Here is a 19,482-nt window from a genome sequence, read left to right as displayed (position 1 = left end):
CACCTAGGTCTGTGTCTGTGCCAGCGTGCGCTGTGCGCAGGGCGGACAGGAATCGAACCTGCAACCTGCGGTTTTGGAGACCGCTGCTCTGCCAATTGAGCTACCGCCCTAAGATCCCGAGGGATCCAGGATTCGAAATCGACGCGCTTCCGCCTGGATCTCTCGGGGAGGGATGCCATGTGCCCGGGGGCACGGCGAAAGAATGCAGATTTCGACTGCACTCCCCAGTCTATGTCATGTCCCTCGCGCTGGCGAACCGGCACGGGCGAAGGGACACCTCGCGCAGGGGGGCAGCGCTTCCCGACCCGAGGGATCGGGCCGGGAAGCGCGGAGGAAATCACGCCGTACGGATGAGTTTCTTGTTCACGAACTCGTCGGCGGCCAGGAGCCCCATCTCGCGCGAGGTGCCGCTGCGCTTGACCCCGCCGAACGGCAGCTCGGGCGAGTCGGCGAGCACGACGTTGACGTAGACCATGCCGGCCTCGATGCGATCGGCGACGCGCTGAGCCTGCTCCGCATCCGTCGTGAAGACGTAGGAGCCGAGGCCGTACCCGGTGTCGTTCGCGAGCTCGACCGCCTCGTCCTCGCTCGAGACGCGGTACACCGTGCCCACGGGACCGAAGAACTCCTCGCCGTACGCGTCCATCTCGCTCGTGACGCCCGTGAGGACGGTGCCGGGGTAGAACGCGCCGTCCCTCGTGCCGCCGACCTCGACGGTGGCGCCCTGAGCGACTGCGCGCTGCACCTGCTCGTCGAGGCGCTCGGCCGCGGCGAGGGAGGAGAGCGGGCCCAGCACCGTGTCGTCGGCGAACGGGTCGCCCACCTTGGCCTCGCCGAGAGCGGCCGAGAACTTCTCGACGAACGCGTCATAGAGGTCGTCGATCACGATGAAGCGCTTGGCGCCGTTGCACGACTGCCCGTTGTTGTCGAGGCGCGCGTCGACGGCCGCCTGCACAGCGGCATCCAGGTCGTCGGTGGAGAGCAGGATGAAGGGGTCGGACCCGCCGAGCTCGAGCGCGACCTTCTTGAGATTGCGGCCGGCGATCTCGGCGACGGCCGCTCCGGCGCGCTCGGAGCCCGTGACCGAGACGCCCTGCACGCGGCGGTCGGCGATGATGGTCGCCGCCTGGTCGTTGGTGGCGCGGATGTTCACGTACGCGCCCTCGGGGAGCCCGGCGTCGCGGTAGATCGCCTGGAGGGCCTCGGCCGACTCCGGGCACTGGGGCGCGTGCTTGAGCAGGATCGTGTTGCCGACCGCGAGGTTCGGGGCGGCGAATCGGGCGACCTGGTAGTACGGGAAGTTCCAGGGCATGATCCCCAGCAGCACGCCCAGCGGCGAGCGGCGGATGACCGCGGTGCCCTCGCCCAGGATGTCGAGCGGGCTGTCGCCGGTGATCTTGTCGATGTTATCGGCGTAGTACTCGGTGATGTCGGCGGCGAAGTCGACCTCGCCGAGCGCCGCCTCGAGCGGCTTACCCATCTCGCGGACGATGATCGCGGCGAGGTCGTCGCGGCGGTCGCGGTGCAGCTGGGCCACGCGGCGCAGGGCGTCGGCGCGTTCGGCCGGCGCGGTGCGCGACCAGACGCGGTATCCGTCGTGGGCGGACGCGATGGCGTCCTGGACCCCGGAGTCGCTCAGCGTGTCGTACTCGGCGAGGGTCTCACCGGTGGCGGGATTGACGACGGCGTAGTCGCTCATGGTGCTCCTTGTCGTTTCGGTGTCAGGACGTGATGCGGCGGCGGGCGCTGGCGGGGGCTTCTCGACCCAGGGTCTCACCCCGGAAGAAGGCGGGGCTCGCGGAGCGCTGGGCGACCATGAGCACGAGTCCGACCACGATGATCACGACCGTGATCACGAACACGAGGCCGACACCGCCGATCTCGGAGCCCGAGCCGTAATCGGGGCTCGCGCTGTCGATGAGGGTGGTGACGAACAGCACCGCGAGGATCAGACCACCCACCAGCGGCGCGAGCAGCGTCAGGAAGACGTTGCGCACCGAGTCGAACCACTGCTTGCGGAAGTACCAGACGCACGCGAAGGCGGTGAGGCCGTAGTAGAAGCAGATCATCGCGCCGAGCGCCGTGATCGTGTCGGTGAGCACGTTCTCGCTGAGCACGCGCATGACCGCGTAGAACGCCGAGGCCACGATGGCCGAGACGATGGTGGCGTACCCCGGGGTGAAGAAGCGCGGGCTGACCTTCGCGAACTTCTTCGGCAGCGCGTCATAGTGCGCCATCGCGAGGAGCGTACGGGCGGGACCGACGAAGGTCGCCTGAAGTGAGGATGCCGAGCTGGTCAGCACCGCGAGCGAGACGAGGAACGCGAGGGGTCCGAGGATCGGCCCCGACAGGTGGAAGAAGACGTTCTCCTGGATGTCCTCATTGCCCAGGCCCAGTTCGCCCGTGCCGTTGCCGGCGAACATCAGCAGCGCGACGGCGATGAGCAGGTACAGCGCGACGATGAGGAACACCGTGACGGTTGCCGCGCGGCCGGGCGTCTTGTCGGGATCCTTCGTCTCCTCGTTCATCGTGAGGATGACGTCCCATCCCCAGAAGATGAAGATCGACAGCGAGAGCCCGGCGGCGAACGCGCTGAAGGAGTCGACCTCGAAGGGGTTGAACCACGAGGCCTGGACGGGACTGGCGTCGAAGGCGTTGCCGTTCATCATCTCGACGACTGCCGCGCCCGCGAACACGAGCAGGACGAGGACCTGGAAGCCGACCAGGCCGTACTGCAGGCGCTGAGTGGTCTGCAGGTCACGGTACGAGACGATCGTGGCCAGCAGCATGAACAGCAGGCAGACCGCGACGTTGATCGGGACGACGCGGGTCAGCTCCGCGATCTCCGCGTTGCCGGTGACCTGCGCGATGAGCAGGAAGAGGAAGTCGACCGCGATACCGGCGAGGTTCGACAGCACGATGACGGTGGCGGCGATCAAGCCCCAGCCCGCCATCCACCCCACCCACGGACCGAAGGCGCGGGCTGCCCACGTGAAGGAGGTGCCGGCATCCGGCATTCTCGAATTCAATTCGCGGTAACCGAGGGCGACCAGCAGCATCGGGATGAAGCCGACGAGGATGATCGCCGGCACCTGGAACCCGACGGCCGAGACGGTCGGGCCGAGGGCCCCGGTAAGGGTGTAGGCGGGGGCGATGGTCGATATGCCGATGACGACGGCGCCGATCATGCCGATCGAGCCGACCCGCAGGCCCTTGTTGGAGATGCCGGTGGTGACGGCGCTGTCGGGTGCGGGGCTCGCCTCGTTGCGAGAACTGGTCATCAGGAGGCCTCCGAGGTGCGCGGCACCACGATCATGGGGACGGGAAGGGCGCGGAGGATGCGCCCCGCGGTGGAGCCGAGGAACAAGCGTCGAGGCTGCGCGAGGCGGCTCGAGCCCACGAGGGCGACCTCGCCGGACTGCCAGTCGATGCGCGAAACGGCGTCTTCGATGTCCGACCCGGCGCCGACGACGGCTTCGGCCTCGATCTCTTCGGGAAGCGTCGTGCGCGCGGCCTCGAGCACGCTCTCGGCGTGCGCCTGACCGGTCAAGCGGGTCAGCGACGCATCGACGCGGCCGGGCAGGTCGACGTTCGCGAGCGAGAGGAGCCGCAGCGGGGCCTTCGCTCGGCGGGAGAGGGATGCCGCGGTGTCGAGCAGCACGTCGGCCCCCGGGCGGGTGCCGATGGCGGCGGTGACGCGGGGCAGCCCGACAGAGGGGTCGACCTCGCGCGCTCCCTCGGGAGCCAGCGCCACGGGGACGGGCGCGGAGTGCACGAGTTCCTCGGCGGTCGTGCCGAGACGGTGGCGCCCGCGGGGTCCTCCCCCGCCGGTGCCGACGACGATCACCTCGGCGTCGAACTCCTCGGCGGCAGCGACGAGCCCGTCCGACACCGCCTGGGCGAAGCGGACGTGACCACGGATGCCGGGATACGGCGCGACGGCCTCACGCAGCCACCCGCGGGCGGTGTCTTGAACGAGGCGCTCGTAGCCGGCATCCGTCGGGATCGACACGTTGTTCTCGGCGGAGGGCAGCACGACCACCGCGTGCACGGGGGCGTCGAGAGCGGCACCCAGCCGTGCGCCGAGGGCGAGGGCGTCGGCCCCCGCATCGGTCGCGGTGTACCCGACGACCACGCGGCGCACGGTCATCCGCGTGCCCGATCGAGGATCTCGTCGGCGACGCGGTGACCCTGGCGAATCGCCCCGTCGACGTGCTGGAAGCCGGCGCCGGCCATGTCGCTGCACGCGAGGTGGATCGGGCCGACGGGCTCGCGGAGGTCGGCGCCGTACCGGTGCAGACCGCCCAGGTCGAAGCTCGCGGCGTACGCGCCCCGGGTCCACTCCTCGGTGCCCCAGTCGCTCTCGTAGTACACGACCGGATTCTTGGCCTCGGGGCCGTAGTAGCGCGACAGCGACTCGAGGATGCGCTCCTTGCGCTCTTCGGCGCTCAGGCGGAACAGGTCGTCGGCGTTGTGGTCCGACACGAAGCCGACGAGGGTACCGCGCTCGTCGCCGTGATTGGTGTTGTCGTACGCCTCGTGACACAGCTCGTAGGGGCTGAAGGCGGTGCCCGACAGACCGTGCTCGCGCCAGAACGGCGTCTCGTACACGGCGTGCACCTTGATGACGAAGCCCATCGAGATGTGCTGGTGCATCTGGTGCTGCAGGCGCGGCAGCGGCGGCTCGAACGAGATGCGCGAGTACAGCACGGGGGCGAGCGCCAGGATCGCGAAGCGGGCGCGGACCGTGACACCGTCGGCGATCACGGTGACCCCCGCCGACGAGGTCTTCGCGGCCTCGACGCGAGCGGTCAGGGCGCGCAGGTCGTCGACGCGCTGGCCCGTCGCCGACTCGGGCGACCGCTCCGACGCCGCCGCGGCGTCGCCCCAGACGATGCGGCGCACGGGCTGATTGAGGATGACATCGTCGCCCAGACGCTCGGCGAGCAGCTCGGGCACCTGCTGGAGGCCGCCCGTCACGCGCTTGTCGAGGATGAAGTCGGCGTCCACGAGGTTCGAGTACGAGCCCGCGGATGCCGCCATGTGCAGCGACTGCAGGAGCGAGAAGGTGTGCGTGGGCTTGGTGAGCATCGCCGACCCGGTGGCGAAGGCGAGGTTTCGGACGGCCTCGTCGTCGTCGGTCTGCTGGCGCAGCCAGGCGTCCCACGAGATCGCGTCCCACTCGGCGGCCTTCGGGTGCGCCCACGGCCGGTCGGGGTCGATCTCGGCGACCATGGCGTCCAGGCGCGCGGTGACCGCGTCGATGACCTTCTCGGTCTCGGGAGCGACGGGGAACATCTCCCCCGTGAAACGCTTGGTCTCGCCGTCGGGGCCGACGTAGACGCTGTCGCCCTCGCGGTAGCGGCTGTAGGTCGACAGTCCCAGGTCGGCGACGGTGTCGATGAGCGCCGTCTGGTCGGGCGAGACCCACTGGCCGCCGAGCTCGAGCATCGCGCCGTCGACGACGTCGGTCCACAGCCGCCCGCCGACGCGGTCGCGCGCCTCGAGCACGACGACCGAGAGACCGGCCTTGCGTAGGTCGTTGGCGGCGGTGAGACCGGCGGCACCGGCTCCGATGACGACCACGTCTCGGGTGATCTCGTCCATGAAAACGTCCTTCTCTTGTCGTGCGATGTCAGCAGTCCAGCCCCGACGGCGGCGGAGTACGGGTCGACGCCGCCGCCGGGACGAGCGTCAGTTACGGGCGAGGGCGGCCGCGACCACGTCGAGGCCCTCGTTCAGCAGGTCGTCGCCGATCGACAGCGGCGGCAGGAACCGGATGACGTTGCCGTAGGTGCCGCAGGTCAGCACGATCACACCCTCGGCGATCGCGGCCTTCGCCACGGCGGCGGTGAGGGCGGCGTCGGGGGCACCGGTGGCGGGGTCGACGAACTCGGCGGCGATCATCGCTCCGTGGCCGCGCACGTCGCCGACGCGCGGGTCGCTCTGCTGCAGCTCGCGCAGACGGCCCAGCAGGTGCTCGCCGATCTGCTGGGCGCGCTCGACCAGGCCCTCGTTCTCGAACGCGTCGATGGATGCCAGAGCCGCTGCGCACGCGATCGGGTTGCCGCCGTACGTTCCTCCGAGACCGCCCGTGTGGGTGGCATCCATGATCTCTGCGCGCCCCGTGACGGCCGCGAGCGGCAGGCCGGCGGCGATGCCCTTGGCGGTGGTGACCAGGTCGGGGACGATGCCGAAGTGCTCGCTGGCGAACATCGCACCGGTCCGGGCGAAGCCCGACTGCACCTCGTCGGCGATGAAGACGACGCCGTTGTCGCGGCACCAGTCGACGATCGCGTTCAGGAAGCCGTCCGCGGGGACGATGAAGCCGCCCTCGCCCTGGATGGGCTCGATGATGACGGCGGCGAGGTTGTCGGCGCCGACCTGCTTCTCGATGAGCGAGATGGCCTTGGCCGCGGCATCCGGTCCCGAGAGTCCGTCACGGAACGGGTACGACAGCGGAGCGCGGTAGACCTCGGCGGCGAAGGGTCCGAAGCCGCTCTTGTACGGCATGTTCTTCGCCGTCAGCGCCATCGTGAGGTTGGTGCGGCCGTGGTACGCGTGGTCGAAGGCGACGACGGCCTGGCGACCGGTGTACTTGCGGGCGATCTTGACGGCGTTCTCGACCGCCTCGGCGCCGGAGTTGAACAGCGCGCTCTTCTTGGCGTGGTCGCCCGGGGTGAGGCGGTTGAGGGCCTCGGCGACGGCGACGTACGAGTCGTAGGGCGAGATCATGAAGCACGTGTGGGTGAAGGCCGCGACCTGCTCCTGCACGGCCTTGACCACGGCGGGGTGAGCGTTGCCGACGCTGGTGACGGCGATGCCCGAGCCCAGGTCGATGAGCGAGTTGCCGTCGGCGTCGACGACCACTCCCCCGCCCGCGGCGACGGCCTGGATGGGCACGGTGTGCCCGACTCCGGATGCCACGGCGGCGGCCTTGCGCTCCAGCAGCTCCTGCGAGCGCGGACCGGGGATGGCGGTGACGAGGCGGCGCTCCTGCGGAAGGGTCGGACCGCCGACGAGGGGAAGGGTGTCGAGGCTCATGGCGGCGATGCTACGGACGCCGCGACGCGACGCGCACTCTCCCCCCTGTACAGTCGCAGGCACTGTCATATACGAGTCGTACAGGAGCTGACATGGTCGACACCGCCGTCGCGCCGCCGAGTCTGCGCGCCCTCCTCGCGCGCCGTGATCTGCACCTGCGACTCGTCGCCGCGGAGGAGGAGCTCCCGGCGGGAAGCATCGACCGCCCCGTGCGGTGGGTGCACTCCAGCGACCTCGTCGATCCCACGCCGTTCCTCAGCGAGGGGCTCGTCCTGCTGACGACGGGCACGCAGTTCGCCGAGACCGACGACTACACGGCGTACGTGGATCGCCTCCTCGCCCGGGGCGTTCGAGCCCTGGGGTTCGGCACCGAGGTCGTGCGCGACGGAATACCTGTGGGTCTGGCCGCGGCGTGCCTCGCCGCGGGCATGCCGCTGTTCGAAGTCCCCTACCGCACCCCCTTCATCGCGGTGGCCCGCGCCGGCGCCGAGGCCATCGCCGCCGAGTCGTACGCGCGGCGCAGCTGGTCTCTCGCGGCCCAGCGCGCGGTCTCTCTCGCGGCGCTGCGCCCCGACGGCCTCTCGGCGACCCTCGCCGAGCTGTCGCGGCAGCTGGACTGCTGGGTCGGTCTCTTCGACGCGGCCGGCAGCCTGAGCACCGAGCACCCTGCGAGTGGACTCGGCGCGCCCGCCCTCGACGCCGTCGCCGCCGAGGTCACGACGATGCTCCGCCGCGGAACGCGCGCGGCCTCCACCGTGCGCCCGAACGACACCTCGGTGGGCCTGCAGACCCTGGGCCGCGGCGGGCACCTGCGCGGCGTGCTCGCGATCGCGGCCGACGACCTCGACCACGAGGCGCGCAGCGTCGTGACCGCCGTGGTCGCGATGGCCGCCCTCGCCCTCGAGCAGCAGGACGGGCTCGGCCGGGCCATCGGCACCTTCCGCGCCGGTCTCGTGCAGTCGCTCGCGACCGACGACCCCGCGCTGGCCCGGCGCGCGGGCCGCGACCTGTTCGGCCCCCTGCCCGCCGCCCCCGTCGTGGTGGCCGTGACGCCCGCGGCATCCGCTCGTTCCACCGCCCTCACCGAGTGGCTCGAGCTGCGCGCGCAGGAGCGCCGCGGTGAGATGTTCTTCGGTCGCGGCGACGACGGGCTCGTCATCGTCGTCCCCGCCGCTGCGCGCGACGCTCTGGCCGAGGTCGCCGACCGGTTCGAGATCGTCGTCGGGTGCTCGGCGCCCACCGGGTACGACGCCTTCTCGGCCGCGCTGACCCAGGCCCGCACCGCGCGCGACCGGCTGGCGACGCCCGGCGTCGCCGACTTCGCCGACACCGCGCGCGCGGGTCTTCTCGCCGCCCTCGGATCCGAGGCCGCCCGCAGCGTCGCCGCGGGCGCCCTGGTTCCGTTGCGCACCTACGACGAGGCACAGGGGTCGGCGCTGCTCGGGACTCTCGACGCCTGGCTCGCCCACGACTGCTCGCACGAGGCGACCGCGCAGGCCCTCGGCATCCATCGCCACACCGTGCGCGCCCGCGTCGCCCAGGCCGAGCGCGTGCTCGATCGCGACCTGTCGTCGTTCGCCGCGCGCGCCGAGCTGTGGGCGGCGCTGCGGCTGGCCGAGTAGGGCGGGCAGCGCCCGCTCACCCGCGCGGCGCGTGCGCCTCGAGGAACTCGTACATCTCGGTCGTGTCCACGCCCGGGAACGCCCCGGTCGGCAGGGTCGCGAGCAACGTGCGGGGGGTGCGCACGTTCGGCCACGCGTGCCCGCGCCACGCGTTCTCCAGGGAGGCGGGTGCACGGCGGCAGCACGTCTCGACCGCGTGGCGCGACACCCCGCGGTTGGGGGTGTCGCGACCGCGGAACCACCTCGTGTCGTCGAAGCGCACGCCCACGCTCACCGAGTGCGCGCCCTCGCTCGACTGCTCCACGCGCGCGGTGCACCAGTAGGTTCCGTTGCCGGTGTCGGTGTATTGGTAGTACGGGTTGAAAAGGTCGTCCTCGTCGAAGACCACGCGGCTCGTCCAGCGCCGGCAGCACATCTGCCCCTCGATCGAGCCGAGGCGATCGGTGGGAAAGTTCACGTCGTCGTTCTCGTAGGCCTTCGTGATGGTGCCCGACTCGTGCACCTTCAAGAAGTGCACCGGGATGCCGAGGTGCACGGTCGCCAGATTCGTGAAACGGTGCGCGGCGGTCTCGTACGACACCGAGTAGGCGTCGCGCAGGTCTTCGATGCTGATCGTGCGCCTCTCCTTCGCCTCGCGGAGCGCGGAGACGACGTGCGCCTCGGGCATGAGCAGAGCCCCGGTGAGGTAGTTCGTCTCGACGCGCTGGCGGAGGAACCCGTCGTAGCTCGTCGGCTCGCCGTGGCCGAGCATGCGGCTCGACAGCGCCTGCAGCACCGCCGCGCGCGGGTCGCCCTTCGCGACGTTCGTCGACAGGTACAGCCGGCCGTTCTTCACGTCGGCGATGCTCCGCGTCGACGAGGGCAGGTCGGGCACGTAGTGGAGGGTGAAGCCGAGGTGGGCGGCGATGTCGCTCGCCCCGCGCTGGGTGAGAGGTCCGCCGGGGTGCTCGATCGCGGTCAGGATCCCGGATGCCACCCGCTCGAGCTCCGGGAAATGGTTGTCCTGCGTCCGCATCAGGCGTCGCAGCGCCACGTTCGCCCGCCGCGCCTCCTCGGGTGTCGCGGAGCGCTCCTCGCGCAGGCGCTCGATCTCGCCCTGCAGCGCGAGCATCGCCGACAGCACCTCGTCGGGCACCGACCGGCCGACGCGGAACGGCTCGATTCCGAGCGCCAGGAAGGTCTGTCCCCTCATCGCCCGCTCCACGGATATCTCGAGCGAGGCGCGGGCGTCGAGGGGCTCGGCATCCAGGATCTGATCGAGCTTGCACTCCAGCGCCCGCGCAATCGCCTGCAGAAGGGTGAGTTTCGGCTCGCGCCGGCCGTTCTCGATCATCGACATCTGACTCGGCGCCCGACCGACCGCCGCGGCGAGCTCGTCCAGCGTGAGTCCACGCGCGGTGCGCAGCTGACGGATGCGTCGGCCGATGGTGAGGGTGTCCACCTCTCCATCGTCGAAGGGGAGGGATGCCGAGGAGGTCGAGACGCCGGTGTCCATACGGCATGTTCTCACTGGAACAGAAGATCGCGCGATCTTCACACGGCGAATCCTCTCGGAGCGGGGTGTTCTTCGCGGACAGTGGTCTCCACGGGGCACGGCCGCCCCGGCATCCGAGAGGAGAACGCTCATGACGATCCAGGCCACCCCCGCCCGGCAGCCCCTGCGCCCCGGCGACCAGACCGAGACCGCCGACGAGATCCGCGCCGCGTGGGAGAACGACCCCCGCTGGGACGGGATCGAGCGCACGTACTCGGCCGAGGACGTCGTCCGCCTCCGCGGCAGCGTCCGCGAGGAGTCGACCCTCGCCCGGCGCGGAGCCGAGAACCTGTGGAACCTGCTCCACACCGAGGAGTACGTCCGCGCCCTCGGCGCCTACACCGGCGGGCAGGCCGTGCAGCAGGTGCGGGCGGGCCTCAAGGCCATCTACCTGAGCGGGTGGCAGGTCGCCGCCGACGGCAATCTCGCCGGACAGACCTACCCCGACCAGAGCCTCTATCCCGCCAACAGTGTTCCCGCGGTCGTGCGCCGCATCAACAACGCGTTGCTGCGGCAGGACCAGATCGAGCGCGCCGAGGGAGAGATCACGCAGGACTGGCTCGCCCCGATCGTGGCCGACGCCGAGGCCGGCTTCGGCGGTCCGCTCAACGCCTACGAACTGGCCCAGTCGCTGATCGCGGCCGGAGCCGCCGGCATCCACTGGGAAGACCAGCTCGCGAGCGAGAAGAAGTGCGGTCACCTCGGCGGAAAGGTGCTGGTGCCGATCCAGCAGCACATCCGCACCCTGAACGCCGCGCGCCTGGCCGCCGACGTCGCCGGAGTGCCGACCGTGATCATCGCGCGCACCGACGCCCTGGCCGCCGACCTGCTCACCAGCGACGTCGACCCGCGCGACGCCGAGTTCCTCACCGGCGAGCGCACGAACGAGGGCTTCTACCGCGTGCGACCGGGCCTCGAGGCGGTCATCGCCCGCGGCCTCGCCTTCGCCCCCTACGCCGACCTGCTGTGGGTCGAGACGGGCGAACCCGACATCGAGCTCGCGCGCCGTTTCGCCGAGGCGATCCAGGCCCGTTACCCGGGCAAGAAGCTCGCTTACAACTGCTCGCCGAGCTTCAACTGGAAGCGCCACCTCGACGACGAGCAGATCGCCACGTTCCAGGCCGACCTGGCCGCTCTCGGCTACGCCTTCCAGTTCATCACGCTGGCCGGCTTCCACGCCGTGAACCACTCGATGTTCGACCTCGCTCGCGGCTACGCCGAGCGCGCCATGAGCGCGTACGTCGAGCTGCAGGAGGCCGAGTTCGCCGCCGAAGCGAACGGATACACCGCCACGCGCCACCAGCGCGAAGCGGGCACCGGCTACTTCGACGTCGTCTCGACCGCGCTCAACCCCGACAGCGCCACGCTCGCCCTCGCCGGCTCCACCGAGACGGCCCAGTTCCACTGAACCCCTCTTTTCGCTCCCGCCCCAGCCCCTCGTCCCCCTTCTCGCAGTGCATGTCCCACTACTGGTCACTTGGGCCACCCCCAGGCCGCCACGTTCGGGACATGGGCCGAGAGGCGGACGCGTCACAGAAAGCCACGACCATGACCCTCATCGACACCTCTCCCCCGACCACCTCGACATCCGCGACCCCCGCGCACGCCGGAGAATCCCGGATGCCGGGCCCCTCGGCATCCGCCCCGCACCTGCGCCTCGAGCGGCCCCTGCACGGGCGCGACGGCGAGATCCTCACGCCCGCAGCCCTCGCTTTCGTCACCGAGCTGCACGATCGCTTCGCCCGCCGTCGGCACGACCGGCTCGCCGCGCGCGAGCGCCGCCGTTTCGAGATCGGCACGGGCGACGACCCGCACTTCCGCGCCGACACCGCGCACATCCGCAACGATCCGTCGTGGCGCGTGGCCGGAGCGGGCCCGGGGCTCGAAGACCGCCGCGTCGAGATCACCGGCCCCACCGACCCGAAGATGACGATCAACGCCCTCAACTCGGGGGCGCGGGTCTGGCTCGCCGACCAGGAGGACGCCACGAGCCCGACCTGGAGCAACGTCATCGGCGGGCAGCTGTCGCTGTTCGACGCGATCCGCGGACACCTGTCGTTCACGAGCCCCGAGGGCAAGCGCTACGAGGTCACCGCCGAGCGCACCCCGACGATCGTGATGCGACCGCGCGGCTGGCACCTGCCCGAGAAGCACATGACGTTCATCGATCGCGCGGGGCGGGAGCTGGCGGCATCCGGATCACTCCTCGATTACGGGCTGTACGTCTTCCACAACGCGCACGCCCTGATCGCGGCGGGACGCGGACCGTACTTCTACCTGCCGAAGATCGAGTCGGCCGAAGAGGCGCGGCTCTGGGACGACGTGTTCTCGTTCACCGAGGAGCGCCTGGGCCTCGTCCACGGCACGATCCGCGCCACCGTGCTCATCGAGACGCTGCCCGCGGCGTTCGAGATGGAGGAGATCCTCTTCGCCCTGCGCGACCACTGCGCCGGCCTGAACGCCGGGCGGTGGGACTACATCTTCTCGATCATCAAGACCTACCGCGGCCGCGGCGCCCGCTTCGTGCTCCCCGACCGCAGCGACGTCACGATGACCGTGCCGTTCATGCGGGCCTACACCGAACTGCTCGTGCGGACGTGCCACAAGCGCGGCGCCTACGCGATCGGCGGCATGAGCGCGTTCATCCCGAACCGCCGACGCCCCGAGGTGACCGAGGCGGCGTTCGAGAAGGTGGCCGCCGACAAGCGGCGCGAGGCCGGCGACGGCTTCGACGGCACGTGGGTGGCCCACCCCGACCTCATCCCGGTGGCCCGCGCCGAGTTCGACGCGGTGCTCGGCGAGCGCGAGAACCAGCTCGAGCGCACCCGCGACGAGGTGTCGATCGACCCCGGGCAGCTGCTCGACGTACGCATCGGCCTGCCGGTGACCACGGCGGGCGTGCGGGGCAACGTGTCGGTGGCGATCCGCTACATCGAGGCGTGGCTGCGGGGCCTCGGCGCCGTCGCGATCGACGACCTCATGGAAGACGCCGCGACCGCCGAGATCTCGCGCTCGCAGATCTGGCAGTGGATCCACCAGGACCACTCCACCGCCGAGGGAGCGCGCATCACGCGGGAGTTCGTCGAGGGGCTGCTCGATGAGGTGCTGACCGAGGTGCCGCGCTCGTCCGGCGACCGCTTCGACGACGCGGCCGCGGTCTTCCGCGAGGTGGCGCTGCGTCCGGAGTTCCCGGCCTTCCTGACCCTGCCCGCGTACGCGAAATACCTGGACTGATTCACCGGATGCCGAGGGGCCGGGGCCACGAGCTCCGGCCCTTTCGGTGGGCCCGGGGTGCGGCGCGTCGGGCGGAGGTGGCTGAGCCCGTCGAAGCGACCGGCGGCGCGCACTCCGGGGGCGGCGGCCCTTCGTCACGCTCGGGGACCGCACCCGGGGCTCAGGGACCGCATGCGGGGCTCAGGGACCTCACCCGAAGCTCAGGGGCCTCACCCCCAGGCTTCAGGGACCGCACCCGGGGCTCAGGGACCGCACGCGGTGCTCAGCCCGGCGGCATCCGGCTCACTCGCGACCGGGATCAATCGGTGCGAAGGGGCGCAGGCTCTCCCGTGAGGTGAGCTTCGATGCGACCAGCGACCCCGCCACGGCGAGGAAGATCGGCAACAGCAGCGTGAACCCGGTGTTCGTGAACTCGATGATGAGGGCGATCGCCGTGAACGGGGCGCGCATGTTCGAGGCCAGGAAGGCGGATGCCGCGACGATTGCGAGCGCCGTGCCGTCGGCACCGGGCCACACGAACGCCCACCCTGCCGCAGCCGCCGCGCCGAGCGCGGCACCGATCGCGACCGACGGTTGCAGTGTTCCGCCGATCGCGCCGGAGCCGAGCGAGACGGTTGTGGCGACGTACTTCATGACGGCGAGCGCGATGAGCAGCAAGGCCGGTTGCGAAAGGTCGAAGCCGGCGGTGGCCAGCGCCCGGCCGTTGCCGAGGATGAGCGGGAACGCCGCGCCCAGCGCACCGACGGCGGTGAAGGTCACGGGCAGGACCACGAGCAGCTTCCAGCCCTCCGGCCGGAAGCGCGACAGCTTCTTCGTGATCGTCGCGAAGCTCGTGGCGCCCCACCCCATGAGGGGGCCGATCAGCACCGCGGCGACGATCAAAGAGGCGTTCACCTCGAGGGAGCCGACCGTGTAGAGCGAGCCGTCGCCCACGAGGGGTCGAGCCACGAGCGTCGCGATCGTGCTGACGGTGAGCGCGACGACCGCCGCTCCCACACTGAACTGGGCGAGCAGGATCTCGACGGCGAACAGCGCCCCGGCCAGGGGCACGTTGTAGACCGCGGCGAGACCTGCACCCGCGGCGGAGGCGATCAGGATGCGGCACCACCGCGCGTCGAGGCCGAACCACCGGACCACCTTGGAACTCGCCATGGCCGAGAGCTCGCGGGGGGCGACCTCTTTGCCGATCGAGGCCCCCATCGCGACCGAACCCACCTGGATGACGGTGTCGGCGAGGGTCTCCCACCACGGCATCCGGGCCCCGTCCACCCCCTGCTCGACCGTGGCGATCTTGCGACCGAAGCGGCGCAGCAGGTACCACCCGACGGCGGCGACCACGCCCGCTCCGCCGACGGTCACGATCGGCAGCCACCATTGCGCGGGGTACGCCAGGCCGTCGAGGAACGGGCCCTCCTCGTGGCCCCAGACGAGATGCTCGAGGCTGTGCACGATCCACACGAGCAGCAGCACCGCGAGACCCGTGGCGACACCGGTGATGAGGGTTGCGATACCGAGGCGGAGGAGCGTCGCCAGACCCCCGCGTCGGGAGCGCACGGGAGGGGTGGTGGTCAGTGTCACCCGGCCACGCTAATGGAGCCGTGTTTCGGAGTCGTCACGGCCCTCGGCTCGGGCGGGTGCGAACAGTAGGCTCGGAACCGTGACTTCCCGCGCCCCGCTCTCCCGCAAGCTGTCCGCCATCGCCGAGTCCGCGACCCTCAAGGTCGACGCCAAGGCCAAGGCCCTCCAGGCCGCCGGCCGACCGGTCATCTCCTATGCGGCCGGCGAGCCCGACTTCGCCACGCCCTCCTTCATCGTCGATGCCGCAGCGAAGGCGCTGCAAGACCCGAAGAACTACCGCTACACCCCCGCCGCGGGCCTTCCCGTGCTGCGCGAGGCGATCGCCGCGAAGACCCTCCGCGACTCCGGCCTCGAGGTCGCGCCCTCGCAGGTCATCGTGACCAACGGCGGCAAGCAGTCGGTGTACCAGGCGTTCCAGACGGTGGTGAACTCCGGCGACGAGGTGCTGCTGCCCGCCCCCTACTGGACCACCTACCCCGAGGCCATCGCCCTCGCCGACGGCACGCCCGTCGAGGTGTTCGCCGGCGCCGACCAGGACTACAAGGTCACCGTCGCCCAGCTCGAGGCCGCGCGCACCGACAAGACGACCGGGCTCGTGTTCGTCTCACCCTCCAACCCGACCGGCTCGGTCTACACGCCCGAAGAGACCGCCGAGATCGGCCGCTGGGCCCTCGAGCACGGCATCTGGGTCATCACCGACGAGATCTACCAGAACCTCACCTACGACGGCGTCAAGGCCGTCTCGATCGTCGAGGCCGTGCCCGAGCTCGCGGGGCAGACCATTCTCGTCAACGGCGTGGCCAAGACCTACGCCATGACGGGATGGCGCGTGGGCTGGATGGTGGGACCGGCGGATGCCATGAAGCTCGCCGGCAACCTGCAGTCGCACCTGTCGAGCAACGTCAACAACGTCGCGCAGCTCGCCGCGGCCGCAGCTCTCAACGGACCCCAGGACGAGGCCGAGCAGTTCCGTCTCGCCTTCGACCGCCGCCGCCAGCTCATCGTGTCGGAGCTGTCGAAGATCGACGGCGTCGAGGTGCCCAACCCGCTGGGCGCGTTCTACGTCTACCCCGACGTGCAGGGCCTTCTGAACCGCACGTGGGGCGGCGTCACGCCCACCACCTCGCTCGAGCTCGCCGACCTCATCCTCGAGCAGGCCGAGGTCGCGGTGGTGCCCGGCGAGGCCTTCGGCCCCAGCGGATACCTGCGCCTGTCGTACGCCCTGGGCGACGACCAGCTGCTCGAGGGCATCCAGCGCCTCCAGCGCCTGTTCGCCTGACGCCGGCCCCTCCTCCCCAACCCCCACGTCTCCCGCCCGGCTTCCGCCCGGCTTCCGCCCGCCTTCGCGCGCGAGTCGCCAGAATTTGTCGCTTCGACCACCTCCGAAGCGACAGTTCTTGGCGAGTCACGCGCGGAGACGGGGGACGAAGGGGCTGTGGAAAGTTGAGCGAGCACCCGCGAGCAAGCGGTCATGATCAACGGATGCCGACAACCCGCCGCCTCATCGGACCCGCTGCCGCATTCACTGTCGCCGAAGGCGCGCATCACGGGCTGACGGCCAGCACGATGAGGGCGTCAGCGTGGACGACGCCCCACGCAGGCGTTCGCGCCGCAGAATCCTCGACCCCGGTGGATCAGCTGGCGGCCCTGATGCGCGCGTTGCCCGCACACGCGTTCCTCTGCGGTCCGACGTCTGCTGCTCTGCACGGGTTACCCCTGCCGTCCGCCATCTCGGCGATCGCGTGGGAGAGACCGTTCATCGGAGTCCCCGCGGACAAGAACCGGATTCGTCGCCCTCGCACCACCGGTCGGGCCCTGACGGTCCTGCCCGACGACATCGTCGAGGTCCACGGCATCCGGTGCACTTCTCCCCTCAGGACGTGGGCTGAGCTTGCGGGGATGCTCGATGTCGGACAGCTGACGGCGATCTCGGATCGGCTGATCTCGCGGCGCCATCCGATCGCGACCCGCGAGGACCTCGAGCGGATGCATCGACGATTCATCGGCGGCCGGGGATCGAAGAGACGCCGTCTGGCGGTGGATCTCGCTGACGAGCGCGCCGAATCGCCCCGAGAATCGGAACTGCGCGTCCTTCTCGTACAGTCCGGGCTGCCGGCGCCGCGAAGCAACGTCGACATCTTCGACGGGAGTCGGTTCGTGGCGCGCGTCGATCTGCTGTACCCGGACGAACGACTGATCCTCGAATACGACGGTGATCACCACCGCGATCCGCACCAGTGGAGCAGGGATCAGTCTCGCCGGGCCGAGCTGGAGTCCCTGGGCTACCGGATGACTGTCGTGACGGCACGCGATTTCGACGACCCGGTCGCTCTGCTCGCGCGCATTCGCCGTCTGCTCGCGAGAACCCCCGCGTGACTCGCCAGGAATTGTCGCCTGAGCAGGGTGTGAAGCGACAATTCTTGGCGACTCACGCGTGGGGGGCGGGGGGCGGGGGGCGGGGGGCGGGGGCTAGAGCTCTACGTTCACCAGGACGGGCTCGGGCTGCAGCACGAGGCCGAATTCCGCCGCGACCCGGCTCTGCACGAAGCGGGCGAGCTCGGCGATCTCGGCCGCCGTCGCCTCGCCGCGGTTGGTCAGCGCCAGGGTGTGCTTGGTCGACAGGCCCGCGCGCGAGCGCGGGAACCGGAACCCCCGGCGCAGACCCGCGTTCTCGATCAACCACGCCGCGCTCACCTTCACGTCGTGCGCGACGACGGGGGGCGGGGGCAGGATGCCGTCGAACGCGGCGAGCGGGATGACCGTCACCGGGTCGACCACCGGCGCCAGAGGCCACCGAGGGCACTCGGCCGGGAGCGTGCGGGCGAAGCTCTCGGACACGATCGCGTTCTGGAAGAACGAGCCGGCGCTCCAGGTGTCGGGGTCTTCGGCGTCGAGCACCATGCCCTTGCGGGCACGCGTGGCGAGCACGTGGTCGCGGACCCACCGCAACGACACCGCCTGCCCGGCCTCGAGACCCAGGGCCCCGCGCAGCTGCTCACCCGCGATGGGGCGTTCCTCGCCGCCCACGCGCTCGAGCTCGAGCGTCACCGACAGGATGACCGCGGGCCGCTCGGGCACCGAACCGTAGTGGTGCTTCAGGACCGAGGTGCGAAAGCCCAGGCCGAGGTCCGAGGCCGGAACCGTCGAGACCTCACCGGTCGCCTCGTCGATGAGCTCGACCTCGACGAGGGTCTGCACCACCTCTTGGCCGTACGCCCCGATGTTCTGCACGGGGGCCGCCCCGACCGTGCCGGGGATGCCCGACATGGCCTCGATGCCGGCGAGACCGCGCTGCACCGTCTCGGCGACCAGGGCGTCCCAGTCGTGACCGGCCTGCACACGCAGCCGCACCGTGTCCGGGCGCGACCCCGGAAGCTCCTCGATGCCCGTCGTCCGGATCCGCACGACCGTCCCCTCGAACGGCTCGTCGCCGACGAAGAGATTCGACCCGCCGCCCAGAACGAACCACGGCTCACCCTCGGCCCACACCTCGCGCAGGGCCTCGACCAGTTCGCCGGGAGTTGTGGCCTCGATCAGACGGGCAGGCTCTCCCCCGGTGCGCAGGGTGGTCAGCTGCGAGAGGGGGACGGGGGCGACCTCGGGCATCAGGACAGCCGCACCCGCACCTGCGCCTTGCCGAGGACGGTGGTCTCGGCGAACGTCACGGTGAGGTCGATGCGCGCGGTCTCGTCGTCGACGGCTCCGACCTTGGCGCTGACGTGCAGGTCGGCCCCGGTCTCGGGATCGACGACCACGGGCCGGGTGAAGCGCACGCCGTACTCGGCGATGCGTCCACTGTCGCCGAGGGCCTCGGTGAGCGTGCCGACGGCGATGCCCATCGTCAGCATCCCGTGCGCGAGCACGCCGGGCAGGCCGACGGCTGCGGCGACGTCGTCACGGTAGTGGATGGGATTGAAGTCGCCCGAGGCTCCCGCGTAGCGCGCGAGCGACTCGCGGGTCAGGTGCACGGACCGCTCGGCGATGACGTCCCCGACGGTGAAAGCGCTCATGCCCCGGCCTCCCCGGCGAGAAGAATGCTGGTGGTGGTCACGACGTGGGCGCCGTCGGCATCCACGATCTCGGCCTCGCTCGTGATCATGGCATTGCCCCCCATCGAGCGGATGCCGGTGACCGACAGCGTTGCGACCAGCTCATCGCCCGCGACGATCGGGCGCGTGTAGCGGAACCGCTGCTCCGCGTGCACGAGGCGCGACAGCTCGATGCCCGAGTCGGGATCGCCCAGCAGCTGCTGGAGCGTGAGGTCTTGGACCACCATCGCGAACGTCGGCGGCGCCACCACATCGCCGTAGCCCAGGGCGCGCGCGGCCTCGGGGTCGGTGTGCTGCGGGGCGTCGGCGAAGACGGCGCGGGCGAACTCGCGCACCTTCTCTCGACCGACGAGGTAGGGGGCGGTCGGCGGGAAGACTCGACCGACGAGTTCGGGGTTCACGGGCACACCCCCAGTCTACC

15 protein-coding genes and 1 tRNA gene are annotated in these 19,482 nt (G+C 70.7%); 5 read left to right on the top strand and 11 right to left on the bottom strand.

Annotation, left to right across the window (positions count from 1 at the left end):
- Positions 1–37: 37 nt before the first annotated feature.
- The 6 genes from F9B98_RS13505 to gabT all read right to left on the bottom strand — a co-directional run bounded on the left by F9B98_RS13505 (position 38) and on the right by gabT (position 7,044).
- Positions 38–110: transfer RNA gene (locus F9B98_RS13505), tRNA-Trp, on the bottom strand.
- Between the two features lie 227 nt (positions 111–337).
- Complete coding sequence (locus F9B98_RS13500; protein ID WP_150958323.1) at positions 338–1,699, bottom strand: NAD-dependent succinate-semialdehyde dehydrogenase; 1,362 nt, start codon at positions 1,697–1,699, stop codon at positions 338–340.
- Between the two features lie 22 nt (positions 1,700–1,721).
- Positions 1,722–3,281, bottom strand: a complete 1,560-nt coding sequence (locus F9B98_RS13495) for an APC family permease (protein ID WP_150958321.1) — start codon at positions 3,279–3,281, stop codon at positions 1,722–1,724.
- On the bottom strand, positions 3,281–4,150 hold the full coding sequence (locus F9B98_RS13490) for a universal stress protein (protein ID WP_150958319.1): 870 nt from the start codon (positions 4,148–4,150) through the stop codon (positions 3,281–3,283). The genes F9B98_RS13495 and F9B98_RS13490 overlap by 1 nt, the downstream gene beginning before the upstream one ends.
- Positions 4,147–5,607, bottom strand: coding sequence for an NAD(P)/FAD-dependent oxidoreductase (locus F9B98_RS13485; protein ID WP_150958317.1), 1,461 nt, complete (start codon positions 5,605–5,607; stop codon positions 4,147–4,149). The genes F9B98_RS13490 and F9B98_RS13485 overlap by 4 nt, the downstream gene beginning before the upstream one ends.
- 87 nt (positions 5,608–5,694) lie before the next feature.
- The gene (gene gabT, locus F9B98_RS13480) at positions 5,695–7,044 is read right to left on the bottom strand and encodes a 4-aminobutyrate--2-oxoglutarate transaminase (RefSeq protein ID WP_191966853.1); all 1,350 of its coding nucleotides are present in this window, start codon (positions 7,042–7,044) and stop codon (positions 5,695–5,697) included.
- A 92-nt stretch (positions 7,045–7,136) separates the two neighbouring features.
- On the opposite strand from gabT, the gene F9B98_RS13475 reads away from it, so the two are divergent.
- The gene (locus F9B98_RS13475; RefSeq protein WP_150958312.1) at positions 7,137–8,666 is read left to right on the top strand and encodes a helix-turn-helix domain-containing protein; all 1,530 of its coding nucleotides are present in this window, start codon (positions 7,137–7,139) and stop codon (positions 8,664–8,666) included.
- A gap of 16 nt (positions 8,667–8,682) precedes the next feature.
- Here F9B98_RS13475 and F9B98_RS13470 read toward each other — a convergent pair whose 3' ends face one another.
- The gene (locus tag F9B98_RS13470; RefSeq protein WP_225310351.1) at positions 8,683–10,161 is read right to left on the bottom strand and encodes an XRE family transcriptional regulator; all 1,479 of its coding nucleotides are present in this window, start codon (positions 10,159–10,161) and stop codon (positions 8,683–8,685) included.
- Between the two features lie 130 nt (positions 10,162–10,291).
- Between F9B98_RS13470 and aceA the strand changes: the two genes are divergently transcribed.
- Both aceA and aceB read left to right on the top strand, forming a co-directional pair.
- On the top strand, positions 10,292–11,608 hold the full coding sequence (aceA, locus tag F9B98_RS13465; protein ID WP_150958310.1) for an isocitrate lyase: 1,317 nt from the start codon (positions 10,292–10,294) through the stop codon (positions 11,606–11,608).
- A gap of 212 nt (positions 11,609–11,820) precedes the next feature.
- Positions 11,821–13,434, top strand: coding sequence for a malate synthase A (aceB, locus tag F9B98_RS13460; RefSeq protein WP_412177049.1), 1,614 nt, complete (start codon positions 11,821–11,823; stop codon positions 13,432–13,434).
- A gap of 282 nt (positions 13,435–13,716) precedes the next feature.
- On the opposite strand, the gene F9B98_RS13455 is transcribed toward aceB, so the two are convergent.
- Positions 13,717–15,012, bottom strand: coding sequence for a chloride channel protein (locus tag F9B98_RS13455; RefSeq protein ID WP_150958305.1), 1,296 nt, complete (start codon positions 15,010–15,012; stop codon positions 13,717–13,719).
- A 79-nt stretch (positions 15,013–15,091) separates the two neighbouring features.
- On the opposite strand from F9B98_RS13455, the gene F9B98_RS13450 reads away from it, so the two are divergent.
- Positions 15,092–16,291, top strand: a complete 1,200-nt coding sequence (locus F9B98_RS13450) for a pyridoxal phosphate-dependent aminotransferase (protein WP_150958303.1) — start codon at positions 15,092–15,094, stop codon at positions 16,289–16,291.
- Positions 16,292–16,494: 203 nt separating this feature from the next.
- Positions 16,495–17,388 (top strand): endonuclease domain-containing protein, encoded by an 894-nt coding sequence (locus F9B98_RS13445; protein WP_150958301.1) that lies wholly within the window; start codon positions 16,495–16,497, stop codon positions 17,386–17,388.
- Between the two features lie 93 nt (positions 17,389–17,481).
- Here F9B98_RS13445 and F9B98_RS13440 read toward each other — a convergent pair whose 3' ends face one another.
- The 3 genes from F9B98_RS13440 to F9B98_RS13430 are packed head-to-tail and all read right to left on the bottom strand — an operon-like array spanning position 17,482 to position 19,468.
- A complete protein-coding gene (locus F9B98_RS13440; protein ID WP_150958299.1) occupies positions 17,482–18,618 on the bottom strand; it encodes a UDP-N-acetylmuramate dehydrogenase in 1,137 nt (378 codons plus the stop codon).
- Entirely contained in the window at positions 18,618–19,022 is a 405-nt protein-coding gene (locus F9B98_RS13435) for a MaoC/PaaZ C-terminal domain-containing protein (protein ID WP_150958297.1), read from the bottom strand. Before F9B98_RS13435 ends, F9B98_RS13440 begins: the two co-directional genes overlap by 1 nt.
- Positions 19,019–19,468 carry a MaoC family dehydratase N-terminal domain-containing protein gene (locus F9B98_RS13430; protein ID WP_150958295.1) on the bottom strand — a complete coding sequence of 150 codons (450 nt, stop codon included), beginning with the start codon at positions 19,466–19,468 and terminating at the stop codon, positions 19,019–19,021. Before F9B98_RS13430 ends, F9B98_RS13435 begins: the two co-directional genes overlap by 4 nt.
- Between the last annotated feature and the right edge of the window lie 14 nt (positions 19,469–19,482).

Origin of the sequence: Microbacterium testaceum StLB037, assembly GCF_008763945.1 — a bacterium.
Classification (GTDB): domain Bacteria; phylum Actinomycetota; class Actinomycetes; order Actinomycetales; family Microbacteriaceae; genus Microbacterium; species Microbacterium testaceum_G.
Note: the sequence above shows the minus strand (reverse complement) of the source record. Positions and strands in the feature narration are given on the sequence as shown.